The organism is Clostridium sp. UBA5712, assembly GCF_002419845.1.
Taxonomy (GTDB): Bacteria; Bacillota; Clostridia; order Clostridiales; family Clostridiaceae; genus Clostridium_J; species Clostridium_J sulfidigenes.
This window is the reverse complement of the sequence record NZ_DIGW01000017.1, coordinates 48,710-73,125: the sequence shown is the minus strand read 5'-3', so window position 1 is coordinate 73,125 and position 24,416 is coordinate 48,710. Positions and strand designations below refer to the sequence as shown.

The window sequence follows — 24,416 nt, the reverse complement described above, 5'->3', positions numbered from 1 at the left end:
ATGTTTTTATTATAGAAATTAGAAGTATATATTAATTTAATATATATATTTACATTTATTACTCTTTCCATTGTAAAAATATTTTTACTGTGATAAAATATATTACATGTATAAGGATAAAGAATTAAGGGGGCATAATAATGATAACAGCATTAAAGGTTGTAATAATTATTTCCGCATTAACAGTTATATTGGCAATATCTCTTCAAGAAAGTAAATCATCAGGCTTAGGTGGATTAGTAGCTGGAAGTTCAGAAACTTTTTATAGCAAAAATAAAACTAAAACAAAGGAATCATTCTTAACTAAACTTACTATAGTATCAGCAGTTGTTTTTGCAGGGTCAATTATAGGAATAAACATATTTATACTTTAACTAAAAGCTATCCAGGGGGATAGCTTTTGTATTTAATGTCTGATAAAATTATATTAAAGATTAAATGTTTACACTTTAATATGATAACTTTATAATGTATATAGATGAATTTTTTAGTGATAGGGGAGAAAATAATGAGTGGATATGTTTCAAAACTTGAAACTTCAGAAATGGATTATCTTGTTGATGCAATTAGATCTCTTAAAACCAGAGAGGAAGTATATAGGTTCCTTGAAGATGTTTGTACAATAAATGAAATAAAAGCTATGGAGCAAAGACTTCAAGTTGCAAGAATGCTTAAAGAAAGAAGAACTTATTTAGATATCGCTAGTAGTACTGGAGCTAGCACTGCTACCATAAGTAGAGTTAATCGTTCTTTAAATTATGGAAATAATGGATATAAGGTAGTATTTGAAAGAGTTGATTGGAATGAATATGAAGATAAATAGAAAGTTGTAAGTAATCATAGATTAATTATAAGAAAAAGCTTTACTTTGAAGAGAGTAAGGCTTTTTCTATTTAATCAACTTATTAGAAATTAAAATAATTACAATATAAGGTTATGGTGTAGTAACCATATTGAGTAATTATTTATATGTCGTTTATAAATTCATAGTATATGGTATAATAAAGAATAGGTTAAATATTCATAGTATAGTATTATATTATAGGATAAAGAAGATTAATAAATTACATTAGATAACTATAAATTTAGGAGTGATTAGATGGATTTAAAAAAGCTATTAAACAAGGAGCAATACGAAGCAGCTGTTACCGTAGAAGGCCCCTTGTTAATTTTAGCAGGTGCAGGATCAGGAAAGACTAGGGTTCTTACTTATAGAATGGCACATATGATAAATGATTTAAATATATATCCCTCACAGATTTTAGCTTTGACTTTTACAAATAAAGCAGCAGGAGAGATGAAGGAAAGAGTTAAATCATTAGTAGGAGATATAGTTGATACAATGTGGGTTTCAACTTTTCACTCTAGCTGTGTAAGAATTTTAAGAAGAGAAATTGATAAGTTAGGATACAATAAAAATTTTACTATATATGATAGTTACGATGCTAAATCACTAGTAAAGCAGTGCATGAAAGAACTTAATATCAATGATAAAGACATAACTGATGGAGAAATTATCTCAAAAATTTCCGATGCTAAAAATAAATTAATATCTGCTAAGAAGTTTAAAAAAGAAAATGAAGGAAACTTTCGAATGAATAAGATAGCAGATGTTTATCTAACATATGAAAAGAAATTAAAGACTACAAATTCTTTGGATTTTGATGATCTAATTTATTTAGTTGTTAAACTGCTTAAAGAAAATGATGAGGTTAGAGAGTTTTATAGAAGAAAATTTAAATATATTCTTGTAGATGAGTATCAAGATACTAATAAATGTCAATATGAATTGATAAAGCTTTTAGTTAATGAAAATGAAAATATATGTGTAGTTGGAGATGACGATCAATGTATTTATGCATGGAGAGGTGCAGATATAAATAATATATTGGACTTTGAAAAGGATTTTCCAAGAGCAAAGGTTATTAAGTTGGAGCAAAACTATAGGTCGAAATCAAACATATTAGAGGCTGCTAATAAGGTTATAAGAAATAATGCGCAAAGAAAAGATAAACTGTTAAGAACTGAAAGTGAATCTGGAGAAAAGCTAAAAGTATACAGAGCCTATAGCGACATAGATGAAGGAAACTTTGTAGCAACTCAAATTAAAAGGATGATAAGAGAAGAAAATAGAAGCTTAAAGGATTTTGCTATACTTTATAGAATGAACTCCCAATCGCGTATATTTGAGGAAGCCTTTAGAAGGAATGAGATAACCTATAAAATAGTAGGGGGACTCAGATTCTATGAAAGAAAAGAAATTAAGGATGTTATGGCTTACTTGAAAGTGATAAATAATCCTCTTGATGATATAAGTTTAAAAAGAATTATAAATGAGCCTAAAAGAAGTATTGGAGACACAACCATAGCTAAGGTACAGGAATTTGCAGCAGAAAATAATATATGCATGTATGATGCACTTTTAGATGCAGAATTTATACCAAATCTTTCTGCAAGAGCTATAACATCTATAAATAAATTTGTGAGCTTAATGAATACTCTTATAGTGGATGCAGAGAATATAAGTGTACCTGAACTAATTGAGGATATTTTAGATAGAAGTGGATACATGAAAATGCTTAAGGGGTCTAGTAGTGCCGAGGATGAAAGTAGAATAGAAAACTTAAAGGAACTTGTATCTGATGCTGTAGTCTTTGAAAATTCTTCAGAAGATAAATCCTTAAGTGCCTTTTTAGAAAAGGTAACTTTAGTTTCTGATATAGATAATTTAGATGAAGAGAATAATGCAGTAGTAATGATGACTGTTCATAGTTCAAAAGGACTTGAATTTCCAGTAGTTTTCTTAGTTGGAATGGAAAATGGAATATTTCCAGGAATGGCTTCTTTGAATAATTTTAATGAGATGGAAGAATCAAGAAGACTTTGCTATGTTGCTATTACAAGAGCTGAAGAGATGCTATATATATCATCGGCAGAACAGAGAATGGTATTTGGTAGAACTGTGGGATATCCTATATCAGACTTCATAAGTGAAATACCTAAGGAATTAAAATATGATTTGAATGATGATGGAGGAACTCAATCCAAAGGAAGTTTTGATAATATTAACAATAAGGTAAATAATAAGGTTAATAATAATCCTCACTCCTTTAGAAGTGGTTTTTATAATTCAAAGAAACCTATGGCTTCAAGTGAAATTAGTGGCATTGAATGTGGAGTTGACAAATGTGCAGTTAAAGAAGAACTTACTATAGGGGTAAAAGTAAGACATGGTAAATTTGGAGTGGGAACTGTAGTATCTATATCCTCAGACAATGGAGAAACTATAGTTACTATAGCTTTTAACAATATGGGAATCAAAAAGCTTATGCTTAATAAGGCAGGTCTGGAACTAGCTTAATATAGTGTAAGAAAGTCACGAAGACAGCAGAATAAGTTTATTATAGGCTATGTTTTAGATGTTAATAAAACATAGCCTATAATTAAATTTTAAATATATAAGAGCTATTTTTAAGTTAATAGGAGGAAGCGTTATAATGAGTGATGATAAGCGTAGTAAAATGCTGAAGTTAGTAGAGGAGTTAAATAAATACTCCTATGAATACTATGTACTAGATAATCCTATCATATCTGATAAGGAATATGATAAAAAATATGATGAACTTAAAGTATTAGAAAGTGAACTTGAAGAGGTTTTACCTTATTCACCAACGTTAAGAGTAGGAGATATAGTTTTAGATGAATTTAGAAAATATAAACATAGAGCTCCTCTTTGGAGTTTAGATAAGGCTCAATCCATAGAACAAATTAAGAATTGGCATAATAGAAATATTAAAGCTATAAACGAGTATAATAATAATAATGAAGAAAAACTGCCAAGTGTTAAATATATTGTTACTAAAAAGTTTGATGGACTTTCTATAAATTTGACCTATAACCAGGAGGGGATTTTAATAGTTGGATCCTCTAGAGGGACTGGAGAAATTGGAGAAGACATTACTAGTCAAGTAAAGACTATAAAATCTATTCCACTCATAATAGATAATCACAGTATAATCGAAGTTCATGGTGAAGCTATTATGACAAAGGAAGCTTTTGAAAACTATAATAAAAATGCTTCTATCCCATTAAAGAACTTAAGGAATGGAGCAGCTGGAGCTCTTAGAAATTTAAATGTAAAGGAGACTGCCAGAAGAAATTTATCTGCTTTTTTCTATGATGTTGGATATAATGAAGGAAATCCATTTAATACATATACTGAAATGATGAATTTTATAAAAAAAATGGGACTCCCTATGGATAATTATATGGAAACATGCACTAATATTGATGAGATAGAAAAACAAGTTGAATATATTAATAGTATTAGAAACAACTTGAATTATGACATAGATGGGGTAGTTATAGCAATTGATGATATAAAAACTAGAGAGGTATTAGGATATACAATTAAGTTTCCTAAGTGGGCAATAGCTTATAAGTTTGAAGCAGAAGAAACAACTACTAAGCTTTTGGATGTAGAATGGAATGTAGGTAGAAGTGGAAGAGTTAGTCCTACTGCAATTCTTGAGCCAGTAGAGTTAGGTGGTGTAACAGTTAAAAGAGCTACTTTGAATAACTTAGATGATATTCAGCGTAAGGGAGTGAAAATTGGAGCTACAGTATTTGTTAGAAGATCTAATGATGTAATTCCAGAAATAATGGGAGTAGTAGAGGAGTCATTAGAAAGAAGTATTTCTATTGAAGAGCCTAAGGTATGTCCTAGTTGTGGGGAAGAATTATTTAGAGATGGAGTGCATTTGTTTTGTGAAAACACCTTGGCATGTAAGCCTCAAATGGTAAAAACTATAGTTCACTACGCTGGCAGAGAAGCTATGAATATAGCTGGATTTAGTGAAAAAACTGCTGAACAGTTATTTGAAAAACTTGGAATAAAGTCCATAGCAGATTTATATAGAATAAAAAAAGATGAATTAGTTGGATTAGAAAAGTTTGGAGATAAGAAAGCTACAAATCTTTTAACAGCATTAGAGAATAGTAAAGAATGTGAATTATCTTCATTTATATATGGACTAGGTATTCCTAATGTGGGTAAAAAGACAGCTAAGGATCTATCAAAGAAATTTAAAACTTTAAAAAATATTGAGAAAGCATCCTTTGAAGAATTAATATCAGTTCCTGATATAGGAGATATAGTTGCAAAAACTATAGTTGAATTCTTCTCATTAGATAAATCTAGAGAAACCATAAATGAGCTATTAAATTTGGGTGTAACTCCAAGGGAGGAACAAGTTCAGCAAATAGATGAAAATCCTTTTAAAGATAAAACTATTGTAGTTACAGGAAGTTTAAAAGAATTTTCAAGAAATGAAATTAAAGATAAATTAGAAAGTTTCGGTGCAAAGGTAGCAGGTTCTGTAAGTAAAAAAACAGACTTTGTTATAGTTGGAGAAGACCCAGGTTCTAAGTATAATAAAGCTATAGAATTAGGAATTAGAGTAATTTCTGAAGAAGAGTTTAAGGGAATGATTTAAAGTAGAAAGCATTAGCCCCATGGAGTTTTTATCCATGGGGCTAATTGCTATAGTAAATAATCTGTATTGTACTATACATCTAATCAATATAAATTTTTCTGTTGATTAGGAGTATCATCCATAACTAAATAATTATTATTCTAGATAGTAGAGTCAGAAGTGCTATCTAAAAGCTCTGAATTAGAGTTTTCATCAATTATTTCAGATTTTTTTTGTTGTTCCTTTTCCTTAGCTTGCATATCTATACATGAAATATTTAATATATGTGAGATTTTTTCAAGTATATAATTACTATATCTCAGCTGGCTATATATAGAATTGAAAACAACAAATCCCCAAATGATTATTATCATAAAAGTTATTAAAGATAAGATTCCTAATATTTTCAATATAATATCTAAGTAAACCATAAGATACCTCCAATTTATTTACACATTATTATAAATATTATATCACATGTTTACAATTGGAAAAGAAGAATTTTGTGTTAACTTGCTCAGAATTGTTTATTTTAAAATAAATGAGTAAATAATTTTAAATATAGGAGGTGTTGTGGTGAAGAAAATAATATTTACAGTACTTTGCATTATAATAATTTTAGCAGGAATATCTATTGAGAAAGATAAATTAAATTCTGTAAAATATAGTAAAGTGAATTATATAACTTACAATATGAATGTAAATCCTGAAGATTTACAGTTAACAAGAGAAAATACTGTAAGAGATAAAGATTTGCTAATAACACTTTTTGAAGGTTTAGTAAAAGAAGATAACAATGGAGAAATAGTACCAGCACTTGCAAAGGAGATAATAACTTCAGAAGATGGCTTAGAATACACTTTTATATTAAGAGAGGATATATATTATAGTACAGGAGAAAAAATTACTGCAGAGGCAATTAAGAGTTTTTTTAAAGGATTTTTAAGTGATAGAAATAATGTATATGCTAGTAGTTTAGATTGTATATATGGAGCTAAGGAGTTTAGAGAAGGAATTGGTGATTTTTCAAATGTGGCAATAAACGTAAAAGATGATAGTACCATAGCTATTAGACTAAATTATAAAAATCCTTATTTTATTAATATCATAGCTAACCCAGTATTTAACATTAGAGATTACGGAACCCTGGATAAGTATAAGGAAAATTTTACTTCAATAAGGTATACAGGTCCCTTTGTAATTAAAGATGTAAAGAATGATGGGATCTACATAGAAAAAAATCAAAAGCATTATGAAAGAATTAAAATTACTGATGAAACTATTAGAATTACATTTTTAAACAGCGAAGAAAATACTTTAGCTATTTTTGAAAAGTCGACGGATACCAATACAGATTATTTTTCAGGTGGTATTGATATAATGATGGATGCTCCAATAAATGAACTTTTAAGATTATCTCAAAATTCAATGGTGAAAAGTTTTAATGGTTCAGCTGTATATTATTTAAGTTTTAACCCGGATAAAGAAACTGTTGGTGGAGATGTAAATTTTAGAATAGCTATAAACTCACTTTTATCAAAGGAATACTACTCTCAACTTATATGCAAAGAATTACTTACTCCAGCTACATCCTATGTGATGGAAACAGATGAAACAGAACAAGTATTCTCGATTTTTGGAGATACTGAAAAAGCTAAAGAATTCTTTAACAAGGTCAATATCAATGAAAATCATGAAATAAGAGTAATTTTTGAAAAAAATAACTTAAATAGGAGAATTGTTGAAGATTTAAGTATTGATATTAAAGAGTGTACTGATTCAGAAATAGTTTTAAAAGAATATTCTAAAGAAGAGTTGAAAAATGCTGTTGATAAAGGAGATTATGATATAGTATTGCAGAGGTTTGATTTCAGCTATAGAAATCCTGGAGAGTATTTTGAGAGTTTCCATAAGATTTCTAATAATAATCTTATTTCATATGAAAATGAAGAATATTACAATCTTATTAATTCTGCAAAATATGAAATGAATGACGAAAAAAGAAAAATTATTTATGAGGAATGTGAAAAAATACTAAGAAATCAGTTAATATCTATACCTATATATAATATTAACAATGTTATTTGCGTTAAAGAAGGTATAAACCAAGTGTATGTAACTACCACTGGAAATATAAGATTAGAAAAAGTTAAAGAAGTACCTTAAATTTAAGGTACTTCTTTATTAGAAATCTAAAATTGTATTTAAATAAATAATTGTAAAAAAGTTAAACATGTTTTTACAAGAATCAAAACTATGTTTATAATGTTTATAACTTTCTTTCTTTCTATTTAAAGAAATATTTTTAACAAAAATAGGTGCTAAATCATTAGTATCATTATTTACATAAGAAGAAAATCTAAAATAATTATCATCTAATAGGTCTTCTGCCTTACATGAAAAATTCCTATATCTTTCAGGGTTATCAAGACTAGGAGCTTCCGGCCACCTAAGTATAATTCCAGAGCTTACTACCTGTTTTTTATAAAGACCATGAATTTTAGAAGCTAGCTCGGTTTTTTCATTGTCACTTAATAAAGACTCTTGAATCATAAATACATAAAGATATAGAATTATTTCATCTGAAGAAAATTTGTTTTCTTTTTCAGAAATGTCTTTTATAAAAATACCATCATCATTATTATATAATTTTTCTAGGTTATTAAAGATTTTAAAGGCTGCATCTTTAAAATGAGATAAATTGGTATTTTTATAAGTTAATATAGAGTTTATATAGCATAAACAAGAAATATCTATATTATCTCTAATTACAGAAGGTGGCATATGATTGATGTTTTCAATCATTAATTCAGAAAAATCTACTAGTAATTCCTTAGCTTTCTCCAGTTTTGAACATTCATAAAGAATATTGAAGGCTAAACATATTTTAACTAACTCATCGTGAGAAGTATTATATATTTCTTGTTTTAGACTTGAGAATAGATTCATTATATCTAGAGCAAAGGATTGAAAGTTTTCATTATTGTCTTCTGAAAGTGTAGCACATTTATAATATGCTGCCATAAGAAGAGCTTGTGTTGAAAATTTAAACTTCATATTCTTGTCTGTAAGAAAATATTCTTTTTGAAGAGGATCAGTAGAATCATATTTATCAACAAATACCCCCTCACTATTACGGCAATAAAGAGCAAAAAATTCTAATTGCTCAATGGATAGGTCAACATAGTATTTGCTAAGTTTATATTTATCCTCATCAATATCTTTAAATTTTCTATAATAGTCAGATAAGTACAGCAAACCAAGGGTCATATACCCATTAGCACATATGTTTATTTCTCTTTTAAACTTGCGATGATTCCAAAGTAATTTATCTTTTTCTTTCAAAAGTTTTCCGTCAGCTTTTCTATATACACATAATAGTGGAGAAATAACGCTATTTGTGATATCATCATCATTAGGTAAAGGTTTAATTTTTAAGTTTGCATTTCTAGATATAATTCCACATCCAGAGTGTAGAACTATATGTCTAAGGGACTCTTTAGAAAAATGAAACAATTGACTTTTTATATTGTCATTGTTTAGTATGTTAATTCTTAAAAAAGGTCCTATATATCTCAAAATAACACCACCAGAATATTAGTTATATTTAATAATATGATATGAGAAGTGAAAATGTGCTAAAAACACAATAGTTTTTTTAGGTTAGGAGAATTTATATGAGGGTAGGAAAATTAAATTGGAATGAACTAAAGTACATAATAGATAACCATAAAGGGAAAGAGCGGAAGGAAGTAGAAGTATCTAACGGCATAGGAGAAGATTGTGCCATTATAAATTTTGGCAGTAATCAATGCGTAATTTCTACAGACCCTGTAACTGGTGCAGATGAAAATATAGGTAAAATTGCAGTTAACATTAACTGTAATGATATAGCTTCCTGTGGAGTCGAGCCATTAGGAATCTTGGTTACCATATTAGCACCACCAAAGACTACTATACAAGAATTACATGATCTTATGAAAGAAATTCATGAAGAAGCATGTAAAGTAAATGTTCAAATTATAGGTGGCCATACTGAAATAACAGAAGCTGTTAATAAGATAGTGGTTTCGTGTACGGCTATTGGAAAAAGTAATGTTAATAGTGCTATTAGCACATCAGGAGCAAAAGTAGGGGATAGCATAATAGTTACTAAACAACTATGCCTTGAAGGAACTTCAATATTGGTTAATGATTATGAAGAGAGATGCAGGAGTATATTAACAGATGAAGAGATTGGAGAAGCAAGAGGCTATGTGGAGAGCATAAGTGTAGTGAAAGAAGGAAAAATAGGTGGAATAGCTAAAGTAACATCTATGCATGATATAACAGAGGGTGGAGTTTTAGGAGCATTATGGGAAGTTGCTAATGCAAGTAATGTAGGATTTAAGGTTAATAAATCTAAAATGCCAATTACAGAAATTACAAGGAAAGTATGTAAAGAATTTAATATAGATCCATTAAGACTAATATCATCAGGTAGTATGCTTATAACTACTGATAATCCAGAAAAGTTGTTAAAATCTTTTGATGATAATGGAATTAAGGCTACTGAAATAGGAGAAATAACTAAGAGTAAAGGTATAGTAATAGATGATAAAGAAATCAATGAAGTGACTCCGCCAGAAGCAGATGAGTTATTTAACATATAGTAGACATTTAAGAAGGAGAATTTGTAATGAAAAGAGTAATAGTTGCTAGTAATAATCATCATAAAATTGTAGAAATAAAGGAGATTCTTAAAGAGTTTGATTTAGAGGTAGTATCTTTAAAAGAAGCTGATATAGATATAGATGTAGAAGAAACAGGCACTACATTTATGGAAAATGCATACATAAAGGCTAAGGCAATTCATGAAATTTGTAAAGATGTACTTGTTTTATCTGATGATTCAGGATTATCAGTAGAAGTATTAAATGGAGCTCCGGGAATATATTCTGCTAGATATAGTGGTGAACATGGAAATTCAGTGGAAAATAATAAAAAGTTAATAAGAGAGTTAGAAGGTGTGCCTTTTAATGAACGAAAAGCAAAATTTATATGTGCTATGGTTTTAATAGTTAATGATAAAGATATTATCAAAGTTCAAGGTGAAGTAGAAGGTTTAATATTAGAGAAATACAAAGAGTGTGAAGGATTTGGATATGATCCTTTATTCTACGTGCCAGAACTAAAGGCTACATTTAATGATGTACCTTCTAAAGTGAAAAATGCTATAAGTCATAGAGGAAATGCATTATCTAAGTTAACAGAAGAGATGAAAAAATATTTATAGTCTACATATAATAATTTTACTTGTTATATATTTAAATAGTTCCATGTATAAATATATTTATTTTTACATAGTGAACTATTTAAATTTATTCCGTGTGTTGAGTATTAAGTTACATAATTTGTTAATTGCATTTAAGTTTATTTTGATATAGACAGAGAATTTAGTAGTAACAATATAAGTCATTAGTATTTATAAGGTATATAAGAGAAAAGAAGGTAAAATAAGGACTTGAAGAGAATTTACAATAAAAACTGTCAAAATTTAATTAAAAACTTCAAAAAAGGTGTTGACTAATTAAAGGGAAGTCTGTATAATAAATTTTGTCGTTAAGGTTATTAATCAAACGGCACTGATTAAGATATATCGGGGTGTGGCGCAGATGGGAGCGCGCGTGGTTTGGGACCATGAGGTCGCAGGTTCAATCCCTGTCACCCCGACCATTTTAAATTAAATATATGCGGGTGTAACTCAATGGTAGAGTGCTAGCCTTCCAAGCTAGTTACGAGGGTTCGATTCCCTTCACCCGCTCCAAAATATGCGTTTTTAGCTCAGCTGGATAGAGCAACGCCCTTCTAAGGCGTGGGCCAGGGGTTCGAATCCCTTAAGACGCACCATATATGGTGAACGTAGTTCAGTTGGTAGAGCGCCAGATTGTGGTTCTGGTTGTCGTGGGTTCGAGTCCCATCGTTCACCCCATTAAATTTTGGGATATCGCCAAGCGGTAAGGCACCAGACTTTGACTCTGGCATTCGTAGGTTCAAATCCTGCTATCCCAGCCAGATGGTTCACTAGCTCAGTCGGTAGAGCACATGACTTTTAATCATGGTGTCCGGGGTTCGATCCCCCGGTGAGCCACCAAAAATGAAACATGCAGGTGTGGCGGAATTGGCAGACGCACTAGACTTAGGATCTAGCGCCTTAGGCGTGGGGGTTCGACTCCCTTCACCTGCACCAATCATAAAAATAAAAAAATGCGGGAGTGGCTCAGTGGTAGAGCGTCACCTTGCCAAGGTGAACGTCGCGAGTTCGAATCTCGTCTTCCGCTCCAAATGCGGGTGTAACTCAATGGTAGAGTGCTAGCCTTCCAAGCTAGTTACGAGGGTTCGATTCCCTTCACCCGCTCCAAAATATGCGTCTTTAGCTCAGCTGGATAGAGCAACGCCCTTCTAAGGCGTGGGCCAGGGGTTCGAATCCCTTAAGACGCACCATATATCGGGGTGTGGCGCAGATGGGAGCGCGCGTGGTTTGGGACCATGAGGTCGCAGGTTCAATCCCTGTCACCCCGACCACTTTAAATTAAATATGTGCGGGTGTAACTCAATGGTAGAGTGCTAGCCTTCCAAGCTAGTTACGAGGGTTCGATTCCCTTCACCCGCTCCATTTTTTATTTTTTGAGAAGGTGTTTTATAAGGAATTCATATTTTATTTTTGCACCCATAGCTCAGCTGGATAGAGCGCTGGACTTCGAATCCATCGGTGGCAGGTTCAAATCCTGTTGGGTGTACCATGAATGTAGTGATATCGACGATTTCAGTAGATGAAATCGTTGGTATTTTTTTATTTTATTATTAATTTATGATTAATGATGAAATTTACTCAGGAACAACAATATTAGAGGAAATGATAGAGTAAAAAAGTAAAAAATAAGCACTAATGAGTTAAATCAATAGTGCTTATTTTAATATTGAAAGTTATTTTTCAACTGTAATTTCCGTATTATGTTTATTTATCAAATAACAATATAAATTCTTAACAAGAATTTTAACAATGTTATATATAGGAACTGCAAGGAAGGCTGCGAAGAAACCTCCAAAGTATACACTTATGGTAACTACTAAAATAGTTGTCAGTGGATGCATATTCAGTTGGTTACCAGTGATATTAGGGGTTATAACATTGCCTTCTAACTGCTGAACAATAACTGTAAGAATTATTATTTTAAGTACCATACCAAAGCCCATACTTAAGGATATAAGGATAGCTGGAATAATTCCCAGTATTACACCTAAGAAAGGAATAAAGGCAGTTATAAGAGAAAATAGAGATAGAACAAGAGCATTAGGCATTCCGATGATTACATAACCTATAAACATAAGAACTCCGATGACACAAGCAACCATAATCTGTGAAGTAATGTATTGTTTTAATACTGTATCAATTTCATGGAGTATTTTCAATATAATACTTTTAAATTTTCTTGGAAGAAAGGAAGTGAAAGTATTATATATTTTTTTGTCATCTTTAAGTATATAAAACATTATTATTGGTATTAAAATCATCTGAGCTACAAAATTACCTATAGAACTAGCAAATACATATATGTTTTTACTTATGTCTGTAAAAGAATTTACTAAATAGTTAGCGGCTTTTTGAAGTAATTCACCAATATTTAAAAATTCATTAATTTGTGGAAATAAGTAGCTATATTTATCTGCTAAGTTCTGTACGGATTCAATAATAGCTATGGTTAAACTTTCACCTTGAGTAGCTATTATCGATGAAGAATATATAAGCATATATACAATTAATACAATTATCAATAGTATTGAAAGGGCTGTAGCTATTCCACTTGATAATTTCCTGTTTTGAAGAAACCTTTTCACGGGTCTCACTAGATAGTAAAGAAAAATTGCTAAAACTATAGGTATAAACATAGCATTAAGAATTGTAGTTATAGGAGATAGTACAAAATTCATTTTACTGAAGAGTCCTATAGCCAATAGAATTAAATTTATTATTAAAAGAATTTGTATTATTTTAGTAAAATTTTTATTTTTATTCATTTTTTCCTCCTCTAATTTAAAATTTAGAATAATGAAGACTTTGAGATTTATTTAACTATAATTAAGCTAATGTCATTATATACCATAACATAAATGATTAAAAAAATACATGCTAGAAAATTAAAACTAGCATGTTAGTTTTCTAGATTATTTAGTTGTGCAAGGTAGAAAGAATTTTAGGGTATTCTTCATCTACAGCTCTAAATATTATAGAAAGCATTTGGAAAACTAAATCTGCATCAAAGTTATCATTAAATGGTAGGGATACTTTTGCACTTATAATTTCATTATCCTCATAAAAGGATACATATTTATATGTAGAGTTTAATTCATTGAATAAAGCATATAACTTATATTTATCTTGAGCTTTAGATATAGAGGCTATATTAAAGCAGAAGATGTCAGCTAATGTATCATCATCTCTTAATGATATAACAGCTCTTCTATCTTGGCCACCTCCCAGAACTGGTTTAGTAACTCCGTTTATAGTGATCTTTTCAGGAAATGAAAAGATGGTAAATTCATCTACATTGAGTCCTTTGTTTAATGGAAGTCTATGTTCTTCTATATATTTTTCAAATTCTATAGCATTATTTCTCATACTATTTCCCCCTTGAATAAAATTTATATAAATATATTTTTTGAATATTATACATATTATAATGTATTAGTAATTATCTCATAAAAGAGATGGTTAGTAAATAGAATTGTATAACTTATAAGTATATGATTTAAATTATAATTTATTACTAACCTGTGGATAAACTTGGGGATTATGTGGAAAAAAATGTAAAAGCATTAACAGGTTAAGAAATTTTACTCCTTTTAATCTGTTGAACTTTAGATATTAAATAATCTTGAAGTTGACTACAAGTTTCTTTATCCATTTGATTTACACCATCTAGCCTATAGTCTATACTTAAACTCTCATACTTATTTACACCTAAAAGATGATAAGGTAATAATTCTATTTTATCTACATTAGGAATTTCTTCATTTATTATACTAGCTATTTTATCCATATGCTCTAAAGTATCTGTATAACCAGGAACTACCACATGCCTAACCCATACACGAGCTTTAGATTTTCTAAGAGCTGACAAGAATAAGTTAACATCTCGTGTATCCCTACCAGTAAGAGTTACATATCCATCACTATTAATATGTTTTACATCTAATAAAACTAGATCAGTATACTTTAATATTTCATCATAGTCACCATGTCCATAGCCAGCAGTATCAATAGCTGTATGAATACCTAATTCTTTGCATTTTTTTAATAATTCTAATAAAAATTCAGGTTGAACAAGAGGGTCTCCACCAGAGAATGTTATACCACCTCCAGAAGGTTGAAAATATGGTTTAAATCTTATGATTTTATTTATAATTTCTTCAGAAGTGACTTCCTTACCATCTTTTAAGTTCCAAGTATCTGGATTGTGGCAATAAGCACACCTTAATTTGCATCCTTGAAAAAATACTACAGTTCTTATACCAGGACCATCAACTAGGCCCATGCTTTCTATTGAGTGAATTCTACCAGTTTTCATTATAAAGCCTCCTTGCAATTTAAACTAAATAACATAATTAACTTTATACAAAAAATAAATTCTATAATTTCTCTATAAAATTAATTTAAGTTTCTTTAAAAATACTAAATATAGTAGAGATATCTAACTAAGACATCTCTACTATGTTGTTATAATCAATTCTTTTTATTCAGATTACATTGATGCGTGGAAAGTTCTGTTAACAACATCTAATTGTTGTTCTCTTGTTAGTTTAATAAAGTTAACAGCATATCCAGAAACTCTTACAGTCAACTGAGGATATTTTTCTGGATGATCCATAGCATCTAATAAAGTTTCTCTATTAAATACATTTACATTTAAGTGATGAGCATTTTGTCCGAAGTATCCATCTAATAAGTTACTTAAGTTTGATATTCTGTTTTCAGAGCATTTTCCTAAAGCATCTGGAATAATTGAGAAAGTATTAGAAATACCATCTTGAGAATATTCATATGGTAATTTAGCTACAGAGTTTAGAGATGCTAAAGAACCGCTACTATCTCTTCCGTGCATAGGATTAGCACCAGGAGCAAATGGCTCACCAGCTTTTCGTCCGCAAGGTGTTGAACCAGTTTTTTTACCATAAACTACGTTTGAAGTTATAGTAAGCACTGATTGAGTGTGATATGCATTTCTGTATGTTTTGTTCTTTTTAACCTTATTCATCATAGTTTCAACTAAGTATACTGCGATATCATCAACTCTATCATCATCATTTCCGTATTTAGGGAAGTCACCTTGGATTTCGAAGTCTACTGCTATTCCTTGTTCATTTCTAATAGGCTTAACTTTAGCATATTTAATTGCAGATAAAGAGTCTGCACATACTGAAAGTCCAGCTATACCACATGCCATTGTTCTAAATACATCTCTATCATGTAAAGCCATTTGTAAAGATTCATAAGAGTATTTATCATGCATATAGTGAATAACATTCAATGTGTTAACATAAAGTTTAGCTAACCATTCTACCATAACATCGAATTTTTCTATAACTTCATCATAGCTTAAGTATTCAGAAGTGATTTTTTCCATCTTAGGAGCAACTTGTACTCCAGATTTTTCATCTACACCACCATTTATAGTGTATAATAAAGTCTTAGCTAAGTTTACTCTAGCTCCAAAGAATTGCATTTGTTTACCAACTTTCATAGCTGATACACAACAAGCTATAGCGTAGTCATCACCCCAATAAGTTGTCATTAAATCGTCATTTTCATACTGAACAGAGCTTGTATCAATAGATACTTTTGAACAGAAATCTTTAAATCCTTGAGGTAATCTTGTTGACCATAGTACAGTTAAGTTTGGCTCAGGTGATGCTCCTAATGTATATAATGTATTAAGCATTCTGAAAGAGTTTTTAGTTACTAATGTTCTTCCATCTAATCCCATACCACCTATTACTTCAGTAACCCAAGTTGGATCTCCGGAGAATAGGTTGTTATAATCAGAAGTTCTTAAAAACTTTACTAATCTTAACTTCATTACAAAGTGATCTACCATTTCTTGAGCATCTTCTTCAGTAAGAATGCCATTATCGATATCTCTTTGAATATATATATCAATGAAAGTAGAAGTTCTACCAAGAGACATAGCAGCACCATTTTGTTGTTTTATTGCACCAAGATACCCAAAATATAACCATTGAATAGCTTCTTGAGCATTTTTAGCAGGAACTGATATATCAAATCCATAACTAGCTGCCATTGTTTTTAACTCGTTAAGAGCCACTATCTGATCAGATAATTCTTCTCTTAATTGAATAACATCAGCATCTATAGTGCTAACTTCTAAACTTTTCTTTTGTTGAATTTTATCTTCTATTAATCTATCTATACCATATAAAGCAACTCTTCTATAGTCACCTATGATTCTACCTCTTCCATAAGCATCTGGTAAACCTGTTACTATACCATACTTTCTAGCTAATTTCATTTCATCTGTATAAGCATCAAAAACTCCTTGATTATGAGTTTTACGATGTTTTGAGAATATTTCAGAAATCAAAGGGTCAATTTCGTATCCATAAGATTTAGCTGCGGTTTCAGCCATTCTTATTCCACCTTGAGGCATAACAGCTCTTTTAAGTGGAGCGTCAGTTTGAACACCAACAATTTTTTCAAGATTCTTATCTATATACCCTGGGTTATATGCATCTATCTTAGATATGGTTTTAGTATCAACATCTAAAACGCCACCGTTTTCTATTTCTTTTTTAAATAATTCGCTTACTTCATTCCACAATTTGTTTGTAGCTTCTGTAGCATCTGTTAAAAATGATGCATCACCTTCATATGGAGTATAGTTAGTTTGAATGAAGTCTCTTACATTAACTTCCTTTTTCCAAGTTTTGCCCTTAAAGCCATTCCATTGAGTAAACATATATAATCCTCCTAAAAAATAATTTTTAATAAAATTAAAGTATAAAACATTTGTTTTATGTACTAAAATTATTAAATAATAATTTAAATTTAAATTTAATTTTATCTCCATCTGTTATAATTGTACAACTATAACAGATGAAAAACAACAGTTTTTTTAATAGGGATAAAAGATTAAAAATTCAGAAAATTCAAACAAGTAAAGGATTAAATTTGCGAAATTTAGTAAAAAAAATAATTGCAAGAAGACATTTAACAATTTTCATTAAAGGTTAATTTGAAGATGAATATAACAGTTTAAATGAAATTTTGAAACAGAGAGAAGTTAATTTGTTGTAAAATGCAATTTCATATATTAAAGTAATAAAGCAATAATAAATGGAAACATAAAACAAAAAATAAAGTTGGTTAATATAATTAAATAAATTAATTGTAAATTTAAATTGATTTGGTATAAAAAAATGTTAATTTATAATAAGTTGAGTTATAATAAGTTATGAGAATATAATTATTAATCAAAATGTATAGTGAAATAATAAAGTTAACTATGGAGGTAAAAGCTGTGAGGAAAAAGCCAAGTATGTTTAGTAAGGATTATCGCAGACAGTTAAAGCTGAGGCGTATAAAATATATGATTATATTTTTAATTATAATAATGGTTATTGGGATAACTGGATTAGTTTTTACTAATAGAGAAGGAATAGTGACTATAAAAAATTTTTTTATTAAAGAAAGTACAGAGGAAAATAACTATAAATCAGAAGAAAATAAGAATAAAACTGAAGAAAATTTTGAAGAGGAAAGTGTTGTAGAGGAAAAGTCTACTAAAACCTATTCAGATGTAGTTCTTAAATCAGGAAAAAAAGTTACTATTAATTATGAAGAAAAAGATCAAGTTAAGAAAATCAACACAATTGATTCAGATTCACAAGTTAAATGTAGTATAGCCCCATCACAAGAAATGATTTTAATTTTAGACAAAGAAGCTCAAGATATGTATATTTTAAATAGTAACGAGAAACTAATAAATATTACCAATGAACAGTACGTATCAACTACTAATGAAGTATTTAACAAGGAAAACGTATTAAAATATAATCCTTCTTATAAATGGGTTGAAAGTGCACAATTTATTGACAATACACATATTGCATATTCTAGTAGCTTGCCTTGGATAAATAACAGTGATGATAAGTATTTGTGGATATATAATATGGAGAGTAATACCCATAGAGGATTTTATAATGTAAAAGGAAAAACTTTTGAAGTGGGACAAATAACAGATAAGGGTCTTACTATATCTTTAGACAATAAGGAAATAGTTGTGGATAAAGATGGTAAAATAGTTGAATAAATATATCATGGGAAAAAGTATTGTACATAATAATAGTATTATTGTATAATTTATTAGGTAATATTTAATTTATTATCATAAATTTAGAGAATGATGATGTATCTGACTAACAGTTAAATAATTAAATGTACTATTTACTTTACTAAATTTATGTTATAATTTTAAGAAATACAGAGTTGGGAATATTAGGAGGAAGAAATAATGAACGTTAAAATGGAGAAGCTAGAAAAAAACGTTGTTAAATTTGAAGTAACAATAGGAGCAGATAAATTTGCAGAAGCTGTTAAAAAATCTTATGCAAAAAATGCGAAAAAATTCAATGTGCCTGGATTTAGAAAAGGTAAGGCTCCAATGAATATAATTAAACAATACTATGGTGAAGGTGCATTATATGAGGATGCTATAAACTACATATATGAAACTACTTATCCAGAAGTATTAGCAGAAAATAATATAAATCCAGTAGATTATCCATCAATTGATATTGTTCAAATTGGTGAAGGTAAGGAATTTATATATACTGCATCAGTACCAGTAGTACCAGAAGTTGAATTAGGTGCTTATAAAGGAATAGAAGCAAAGAAAGAAGTAGTAGAAGTTACAGATGAGGATGTAGAAAATAAATTAAAAGAATTACAAGCTCAAAATACAAGAGTAGAAGTTAAAGAGGGAGCTGTTGAAAAAGGTGATATAGCTGTTATAGACTTCAAAGGTTATGTAGATGAAGTTGCTTTTGAAGGCGGAGAAGCTAAAGATTACGAATTAGAAATTGGTTCAGGTAGCTTTATTGATAACTTTGAAGATCAATTAGTTGGATTAACAGCTGGAGAGTCTAAAGACGTAAAGGTTAATTTCCCAGAACAATATGGAAAAGAAGATTTAAATGGAAAACCAGCTAAATTTGAGGTAACAGTTAAATCAGTTAAGAAAAAAGAATTACCAGAAATAACTGATGAATTTGCTAGTGAGGTTTCAGAATTTGAAACTTTAGAGGAACTTAGAAATAATATAAGAGAAGAATTAGTAAAAGCTAACGAGTTGAAAGCAATAAATGAATATGAAATGGCTGTTATAGAAACTGTAGTAGCTAATGCTAATGTGGAAATTCCAGATGCTATGGTAAATAGAGAATTAGATGGAATGCTACAAGATTTAGAAAATAGATTAAAGTATCAAGGTTTAGATATAGAAAGTTACTTCAAGTTTACAAATACTTCAGAAGCTGACTTTAGAGAACAAATGAAAGATATAGCAACTAAAAATGTTAAAAATGAATTAGTATTAGGTGAAATTGCTAAAGCTGAGAAAATTGAAGCATCAGAAGATGAGATAAGAGAAAAAGCTACAGAGATTGCTAGTAAGTATGGTGAAGCTGAGAAAATGGAAGAAACTGTTGATAGATTAGTTCAAGTTCAAAGAGAATACCTTGGAACTCAAATAGTAAATGAAAAAATTAAGAACATGATAATGGAAAATAGCAAAACTATTTAAGTTAATTAATAATTGCCAGTATATACTGGCAATTATTTTAAATAAAATAGGTTAAAATAATTTTAATGAGGATATAATAGTAAATATTCTAATATATTTACAATAGTAAGGAGGTTGTAATTATGAGTTATATACCAATGGTTGTAGAGCAAACTGGTAAGGGCGAGCGATCTTATGATATATATTCTAGATTATTAAAAGAAAGAATTATTTTTTTATCTGATGAAGTAAATGATGTTACTGCTAGTTTAATTGTAGCACAACTTTTATTTTTAGAGTCAGAGGATCCAGATAAGGATATATATCTATATATAAATAGCCCTGGTGGTTCAATAACTTCTGGAATGGCAATTTATGATACGATGAACTATATAAAGCCAGAGGTTTCTACAATTTGTGTAGGAATGGCTGCATCTATGGGAGCTTTTCTACTTGCAGCAGGACAAAAGGGAAAAAGATATGCGCTTCCTAACAGTGAGATAATGATACATCAGCCGTTAGGTGGATTTAAAGGTCAAGCAACTGACATTGATATTCATGCTAAAAGAATATTAAAGATAAAAGAAACTCTTAATGAAATATTAAGTGAAAGAACAGGCAAGCCTTTAGATAAAATAAAACAAGATGTTGAAAGAGATTATTTTATGTCCGCGGATGAAGCTAAGGAATATGGATTAGTAGATGAAGTAATTGTTAAAAAGAAATAGCTTTAAAGGGGTGTCAACATGCCAAGAAATGAAGAAAAGAAAAAATTTAAATGTTCTTTTTGTGGAAAAAGTGAAGAGCAAGTAAGAAGACTTATTGCAGGTCCAGGTGTATATATTTGTGATGAATGCATCGAGCTTTGTTCTGAAATCATAGTAGACGAAAGAGAAGAGGATGTCCAAATTGACATGGGCACATTACCTAAACCTAAAGAAATTAGAAAGTATTTAGATCAATATGTGGTAGGGCAAGATGATGCTAAAAAGGCTTTGTCTGTAGCAGTGTATAATCATTATAAAAGAATAAATTCTAATGTTATGGATAATGATATAGAACTACAAAAAAGTAATATACTTCTTTTAGGACCAACTGGTTCAGGTAAAACTTTATTAGCTCAAACACTAGCAAAAATGTTAAATGTACCTTTTGCAATAGCAGATGCTACAACACTTACAGAAGCTGGATATGTAGGTGAGGACGTAGAAAATATATTATTAAAATTAATTCAAAACTCTGATTATGATATAGAAAGAGCTGAAAGAGGCATTATATATATCGACGAAATTGATAAGATTGCACGTAAGTCCGAAAATCCATCTATAACTAGAGATGTTTCTGGTGAAGGGGTTCAGCAAGCTTTACTTAAAATTCTTGAGGGAACTGTATCTTCAGTACCACCACAAGGAGGAAGAAAACATCCACATCAAGAGTTTATCCAAATAAATACATCTAATATATTATTTATTTGTGGTGGAGCTTTTGATGGGTTAGAAAAAATTATAACAAAGAGAACTCAAAAATCAGCCATGGGATTTGGTGCAGAAGTGGTTTCTAAGGAAAAACAAGACTTAGGAGAATTATTTAAGCAAATAATGCCTGGTGATTTACTGAAGTTTGGATTAATTCCAGAGTTTGTAGGAAGAATTCCTGTAATAGTAACTTTAGATAATTTAGATGAAGATGCTCTTGTAAAAATATTAAGTGAACCTAAAAATGCATTAGTGAAGCAGTATCAAAAGTTATTAGAAATTGATGATGTTAGACTTGAATTCGATGAAAATGCTCTTATAGCTATAGCTAAAGAAGCAATAAAGAGAAGCACAGGAGCAAGGGGATTAAGAGCAATAATAGAAGATATAATGCAGGAAATAATGTATGAGATTCCTTCACGTGAAGAAATAGAAAAAGTTATAATTCATGAAGAAACTTTAAATACAAAGATTCCTGAATATATCATTGCAGACAATGGAAAGAGAGAACCTTTAAAAATAGATAGTAAAAAGGGTGTAAAGAGAACACCTGAACTTGCATAATATAAAAACTGCTGAAATTCAGCAGTTTTTTCTTGTTATAGAATATTAATCCAATATATTGTGAATAATACTATTGTGACTTAAATAATTAGTAAAGGGAGGGAAGATTAGTTTGCTTATAAAGTAGGCTAATATTGATATGGAACCAGTAGCGATTTTGATTATGCTAATACAACTATTAGTTACAATAGTAATGGGAATTTACTTCTTTAATGCATTAAAGGGACAAAAATCATCTAAGATTACAATTAATAAAGAGAACACTAAAGAAATTGAAAAGCTGAGAAAGTTAAAAAGTATATGTTTGACTGAGCCTTTAACAGAAAAGAGTAGACCTAGAAATTTTGAAAATATAATTGGTCAAGAAAAGGGTATTAAGGCTTTAAAAGCAGCCATATGTGGTCCAAATCCTCAACATGTTATAATATATGGACCTCCAGGAATAGGAAAAACAGCAGCAGCAAGACTTGTATTAGAAGAGGCAAAACTAATTCCAGCTTCACCATTTAAGGCAGCTTCTTCTTTTGTAGAAATTGATGCTACAACTATAAGATTTGATGAAAGAGGAATAGCGGATCCATTAATAGGATCAGTTCATGATCCAATATATCAGGGGGCGGGTCCATTAGGTGTTATAGGAGTACCACAACCAAAACCTGGAGCAGTTACAAAAGCACATGGAGGAGTCCTATTTATTGATGAGATAGGTGAATTACATCCTATAGAAATGAATAAGTTATTGAAAGTTTTAGAAGATAGAAAAGTATTTTTAGATAGTGCATATTATAATAGTGAAGATCCTAATATGCCATCTTATATTAAAGAGATATTTGAAGAAGGATTGCCTGCTGACTTTAGATTAATAGGTGCAACAACTAGAAGTCCAGAAGAAATTGTTCCAGCTATTAGGTCTAGATGTGTAGAAATATTTTTTAGAGCTCTAGATGGAGATGAAATAGAAATAATTGCAAAGAATGCAGCAGAAAAAATTGGAATATCAATAGACGAAGAAGCAGCAAAACTGGTTGGGATATTTGCTAATAATGGCCGTGATGCTGTAAATTTGGTTCAATTAGCTTGTGGAATTGTAATTAATGAAAATAGAAATACTGTTAGTATAAATGAAATACAATGGGTTATTGAGAACGGACAATACTCACCAAAGCCTAATAAAAAGATATGTGCGAAACCAAAGGTTGGTTATGTAAATGGCCTTGCGGTATATGGTTCAAATGTTGGATCTGTAATGGAAATAGAGGCGACAGCAACAAAGGCAAGAGATAGAGAAGGAATAGTAAAAATAACAGGTATTGTTGAGGAAGAGGAATTAGGAGATAAGGGTAGAAAATTAAAACGAAAAAGCACAGCAAGAAATTCTATTGATAATGTAATTACAGTGTTGGAGAGAATGTACAACATAGATACAAAAAAATACGATATACATGTTAATTTTCCTGGGGGAATACCTGTAGATGGTCCTTCTGCTGGAATAAGTATGACTACTGCAATTTATAGTGCAATAACAGGTAGGAGTGTAGATAATAATATAGCTATGACAGGAGAAATATCTATTCATGGTGAAGTAAAGCCAGTTGGTGGTGTTACAGCTAAGATTACTGGTGCTATAAAAGCTGGTGCAAAAAAGGTTTTAATTCCAAAAGAAAATTGGCAAGAGGTATATAAAGATTATAAAGATATAAAAGTAATACCGGTAAATACTATAAAGGAAGTAATAGATGAAGCAATAATAAAAGAACAAATTCTTCATATAAGCGTAGAAAAAAAAGATCAAGGGTTTGAATTGAATATGTTACCACAATTAGATGCTTAAAGCTAATCCCTATAGAAGTTCAATGGATAAAACTTTTATAGGGATTATTTAATTGAAAAATTATATTTTTATAGGTATAATATACTAGTCTAATTATAATTAATACAATAAACACATATCATTTAGATGTTTTATTAAAGTAGGATTTTCTTTTAAATGTTATACTTTACAATAAAAAAGAAAATACTGCTCTGCCCTGAAAGATTCCTGTATAAATACTTTAGGTTGAATTATT

At 29.8% G+C, this 24,416-nt stretch carries 18 protein-coding genes and 13 tRNA genes; 25 read left to right on the top strand and 6 right to left on the bottom strand.

Annotation, left to right across the window (positions count from 1 at the left end):
* Window positions 1-140 precede the first annotated feature (140 nt).
* The 4 genes from secG (at window position 141) to ligA (ending at window position 5,495) form a co-directional block, all read left to right on the top strand.
* Window positions 141-374, top strand: a complete 234-nt coding sequence (gene secG / locus B3B03_RS16325; RefSeq protein WP_035135246.1) for a preprotein translocase subunit SecG — start codon at window positions 141-143, stop codon at window positions 372-374.
* A 134-nt stretch (window positions 375-508) separates the two neighbouring features.
* Window positions 509-823: a YerC/YecD family TrpR-related protein gene (locus tag B3B03_RS16320; protein ID WP_346848987.1), complete on the top strand. Its 315-nt coding sequence runs from the start codon at window positions 509-511 to the stop codon at window positions 821-823.
* 276 nt (window positions 824-1,099) lie between these two features.
* Window positions 1,100-3,361 (top strand): DNA helicase PcrA, encoded by a 2,262-nt coding sequence (gene pcrA / locus B3B03_RS16315; RefSeq protein WP_346877830.1) that lies wholly within the window; start codon window positions 1,100-1,102, stop codon window positions 3,359-3,361.
* Between the two features lie 136 nt (window positions 3,362-3,497).
* The gene (gene ligA, locus B3B03_RS16310; protein ID WP_346848989.1) at window positions 3,498-5,495 is read left to right on the top strand and encodes an NAD-dependent DNA ligase LigA; all 1,998 of its coding nucleotides are present in this window, start codon (window positions 3,498-3,500) and stop codon (window positions 5,493-5,495) included.
* A 140-nt stretch (window positions 5,496-5,635) separates the two neighbouring features.
* Here the strand turns inward: ligA and B3B03_RS16305 are convergent, their stop codons facing one another.
* Window positions 5,636-5,905, bottom strand: a complete 270-nt coding sequence (locus B3B03_RS16305; protein WP_346848990.1) for a hypothetical protein — start codon at window positions 5,903-5,905, stop codon at window positions 5,636-5,638.
* Window positions 5,906-6,050: 145 nt separating this feature from the next.
* Here B3B03_RS16305 and B3B03_RS16300 point away from each other — a divergent pair, with 145 nt between their 5' ends.
* The gene (locus B3B03_RS16300) at window positions 6,051-7,640 is read left to right on the top strand and encodes an ABC transporter substrate-binding protein (RefSeq protein WP_346877829.1); all 1,590 of its coding nucleotides are present in this window, start codon (window positions 6,051-6,053) and stop codon (window positions 7,638-7,640) included.
* An 18-nt stretch (window positions 7,641-7,658) separates the two neighbouring features.
* On the opposite strand, the gene B3B03_RS16295 is transcribed toward B3B03_RS16300, so the two are convergent.
* Entirely contained in the window at window positions 7,659-9,053 is a 1,395-nt protein-coding gene (locus tag B3B03_RS16295; RefSeq protein WP_346848992.1) for a hypothetical protein, read from the bottom strand.
* 98 nt (window positions 9,054-9,151) lie between these two features.
* Here B3B03_RS16295 and B3B03_RS16290 point away from each other — a divergent pair, with 98 nt between their 5' ends.
* The 15 genes from B3B03_RS16290 to B3B03_RS16220 all read left to right on the top strand — a co-directional run bounded on the left by B3B03_RS16290 (window position 9,152) and on the right by B3B03_RS16220 (window position 12,256).
* Complete coding sequence (locus B3B03_RS16290; protein ID WP_346877828.1) at window positions 9,152-10,126, top strand: AIR synthase family protein; 975 nt, start codon at window positions 9,152-9,154, stop codon at window positions 10,124-10,126.
* A 26-nt stretch (window positions 10,127-10,152) separates the two neighbouring features.
* Complete coding sequence (locus B3B03_RS16285; RefSeq protein WP_346848994.1) at window positions 10,153-10,749, top strand: XTP/dITP diphosphatase; 597 nt, start codon at window positions 10,153-10,155, stop codon at window positions 10,747-10,749.
* A 364-nt stretch (window positions 10,750-11,113) separates the two neighbouring features.
* A tRNA-Pro gene (locus B3B03_RS16280) sits at window positions 11,114-11,189 on the top strand.
* A gap of 17 nt (window positions 11,190-11,206) precedes the next feature.
* A tRNA-Gly gene (locus B3B03_RS16275) sits at window positions 11,207-11,280 on the top strand.
* 6 nt (window positions 11,281-11,286) lie between these two features.
* Window positions 11,287-11,363, top strand: a tRNA-Arg gene (locus B3B03_RS16270).
* 6 nt (window positions 11,364-11,369) lie between these two features.
* Window positions 11,370-11,445 (top strand) — tRNA-His (locus B3B03_RS16265).
* 8 nt (window positions 11,446-11,453) lie between these two features.
* A tRNA-Gln gene (locus B3B03_RS16260) sits at window positions 11,454-11,528 on the top strand.
* 3 nt (window positions 11,529-11,531) lie between these two features.
* Window positions 11,532-11,607 (top strand) — tRNA-Lys (locus tag B3B03_RS16255).
* 12 nt (window positions 11,608-11,619) lie between these two features.
* Window positions 11,620-11,703, top strand: a tRNA-Leu gene (locus tag B3B03_RS16250).
* Between the two features lie 19 nt (window positions 11,704-11,722).
* Window positions 11,723-11,797 (top strand) — tRNA-Gly (locus B3B03_RS16245).
* Between the two features lie 3 nt (window positions 11,798-11,800).
* A tRNA-Gly gene (locus B3B03_RS16240) sits at window positions 11,801-11,874 on the top strand.
* Between the two features lie 6 nt (window positions 11,875-11,880).
* A tRNA-Arg gene (locus tag B3B03_RS16235) sits at window positions 11,881-11,957 on the top strand.
* Window positions 11,958-11,962: 5 nt separating this feature from the next.
* Window positions 11,963-12,038, top strand: a tRNA-Pro gene (locus B3B03_RS16230).
* Window positions 12,039-12,055: 17 nt separating this feature from the next.
* A tRNA-Gly gene (locus tag B3B03_RS16225) sits at window positions 12,056-12,129 on the top strand.
* A gap of 50 nt (window positions 12,130-12,179) precedes the next feature.
* Window positions 12,180-12,256 (top strand) — tRNA-Arg (locus B3B03_RS16220).
* Between the two features lie 184 nt (window positions 12,257-12,440).
* Here B3B03_RS16220 and B3B03_RS16215 read toward each other — a convergent pair.
* The 4 genes from B3B03_RS16215 to pflB form a co-directional block, all read right to left on the bottom strand.
* Window positions 12,441-13,532 (bottom strand): AI-2E family transporter, encoded by a 1,092-nt coding sequence (locus B3B03_RS16215; protein ID WP_346849254.1) that lies wholly within the window; start codon window positions 13,530-13,532, stop codon window positions 12,441-12,443.
* Between the two features lie 151 nt (window positions 13,533-13,683).
* Window positions 13,684-14,133 carry a YbjN domain-containing protein gene (locus tag B3B03_RS16210; protein ID WP_035135659.1) on the bottom strand — a complete coding sequence of 150 codons (450 nt, stop codon included), beginning with the start codon at window positions 14,131-14,133 and terminating at the stop codon, window positions 13,684-13,686.
* A gap of 205 nt (window positions 14,134-14,338) precedes the next feature.
* The gene (gene pflA, locus B3B03_RS16205; protein WP_346849253.1) at window positions 14,339-15,082 is read right to left on the bottom strand and encodes a pyruvate formate-lyase-activating protein; all 744 of its coding nucleotides are present in this window, start codon (window positions 15,080-15,082) and stop codon (window positions 14,339-14,341) included.
* 174 nt (window positions 15,083-15,256) lie between these two features.
* Window positions 15,257-17,488 carry a formate C-acetyltransferase gene (pflB, locus tag B3B03_RS16200; RefSeq protein ID WP_346877827.1) on the bottom strand — a complete coding sequence of 744 codons (2,232 nt, stop codon included), beginning with the start codon at window positions 17,486-17,488 and terminating at the stop codon, window positions 15,257-15,259.
* 561 nt (window positions 17,489-18,049) lie between these two features.
* On the opposite strand from pflB, the gene B3B03_RS16195 reads away from it, so the two are divergent.
* The 5 genes from B3B03_RS16195 (at window position 18,050) to lonB (ending at window position 24,181) form a co-directional block, all read left to right on the top strand.
* Window positions 18,050-18,841 carry a hypothetical protein gene (locus B3B03_RS16195; protein ID WP_346877826.1) on the top strand — a complete coding sequence of 264 codons (792 nt, stop codon included), beginning with the start codon at window positions 18,050-18,052 and terminating at the stop codon, window positions 18,839-18,841.
* 201 nt (window positions 18,842-19,042) lie between these two features.
* Entirely contained in the window at window positions 19,043-20,332 is a 1,290-nt protein-coding gene (tig, locus tag B3B03_RS16190; RefSeq protein ID WP_346877825.1) for a trigger factor, read from the top strand.
* Window positions 20,333-20,454: 122 nt separating this feature from the next.
* The gene (gene clpP / locus B3B03_RS16185; protein ID WP_035135664.1) at window positions 20,455-21,039 is read left to right on the top strand and encodes an ATP-dependent Clp endopeptidase proteolytic subunit ClpP; all 585 of its coding nucleotides are present in this window, start codon (window positions 20,455-20,457) and stop codon (window positions 21,037-21,039) included.
* 18 nt (window positions 21,040-21,057) lie between these two features.
* The gene (gene clpX / locus B3B03_RS16180) at window positions 21,058-22,350 is read left to right on the top strand and encodes an ATP-dependent Clp protease ATP-binding subunit ClpX (RefSeq protein ID WP_346869358.1); all 1,293 of its coding nucleotides are present in this window, start codon (window positions 21,058-21,060) and stop codon (window positions 22,348-22,350) included.
* A 139-nt stretch (window positions 22,351-22,489) separates the two neighbouring features.
* Window positions 22,490-24,181 (top strand): ATP-dependent protease LonB, encoded by a 1,692-nt coding sequence (gene lonB, locus B3B03_RS16175; RefSeq protein WP_346877824.1) that lies wholly within the window; start codon window positions 22,490-22,492, stop codon window positions 24,179-24,181.
* Window positions 24,182-24,416 lie beyond the last annotated feature (235 nt).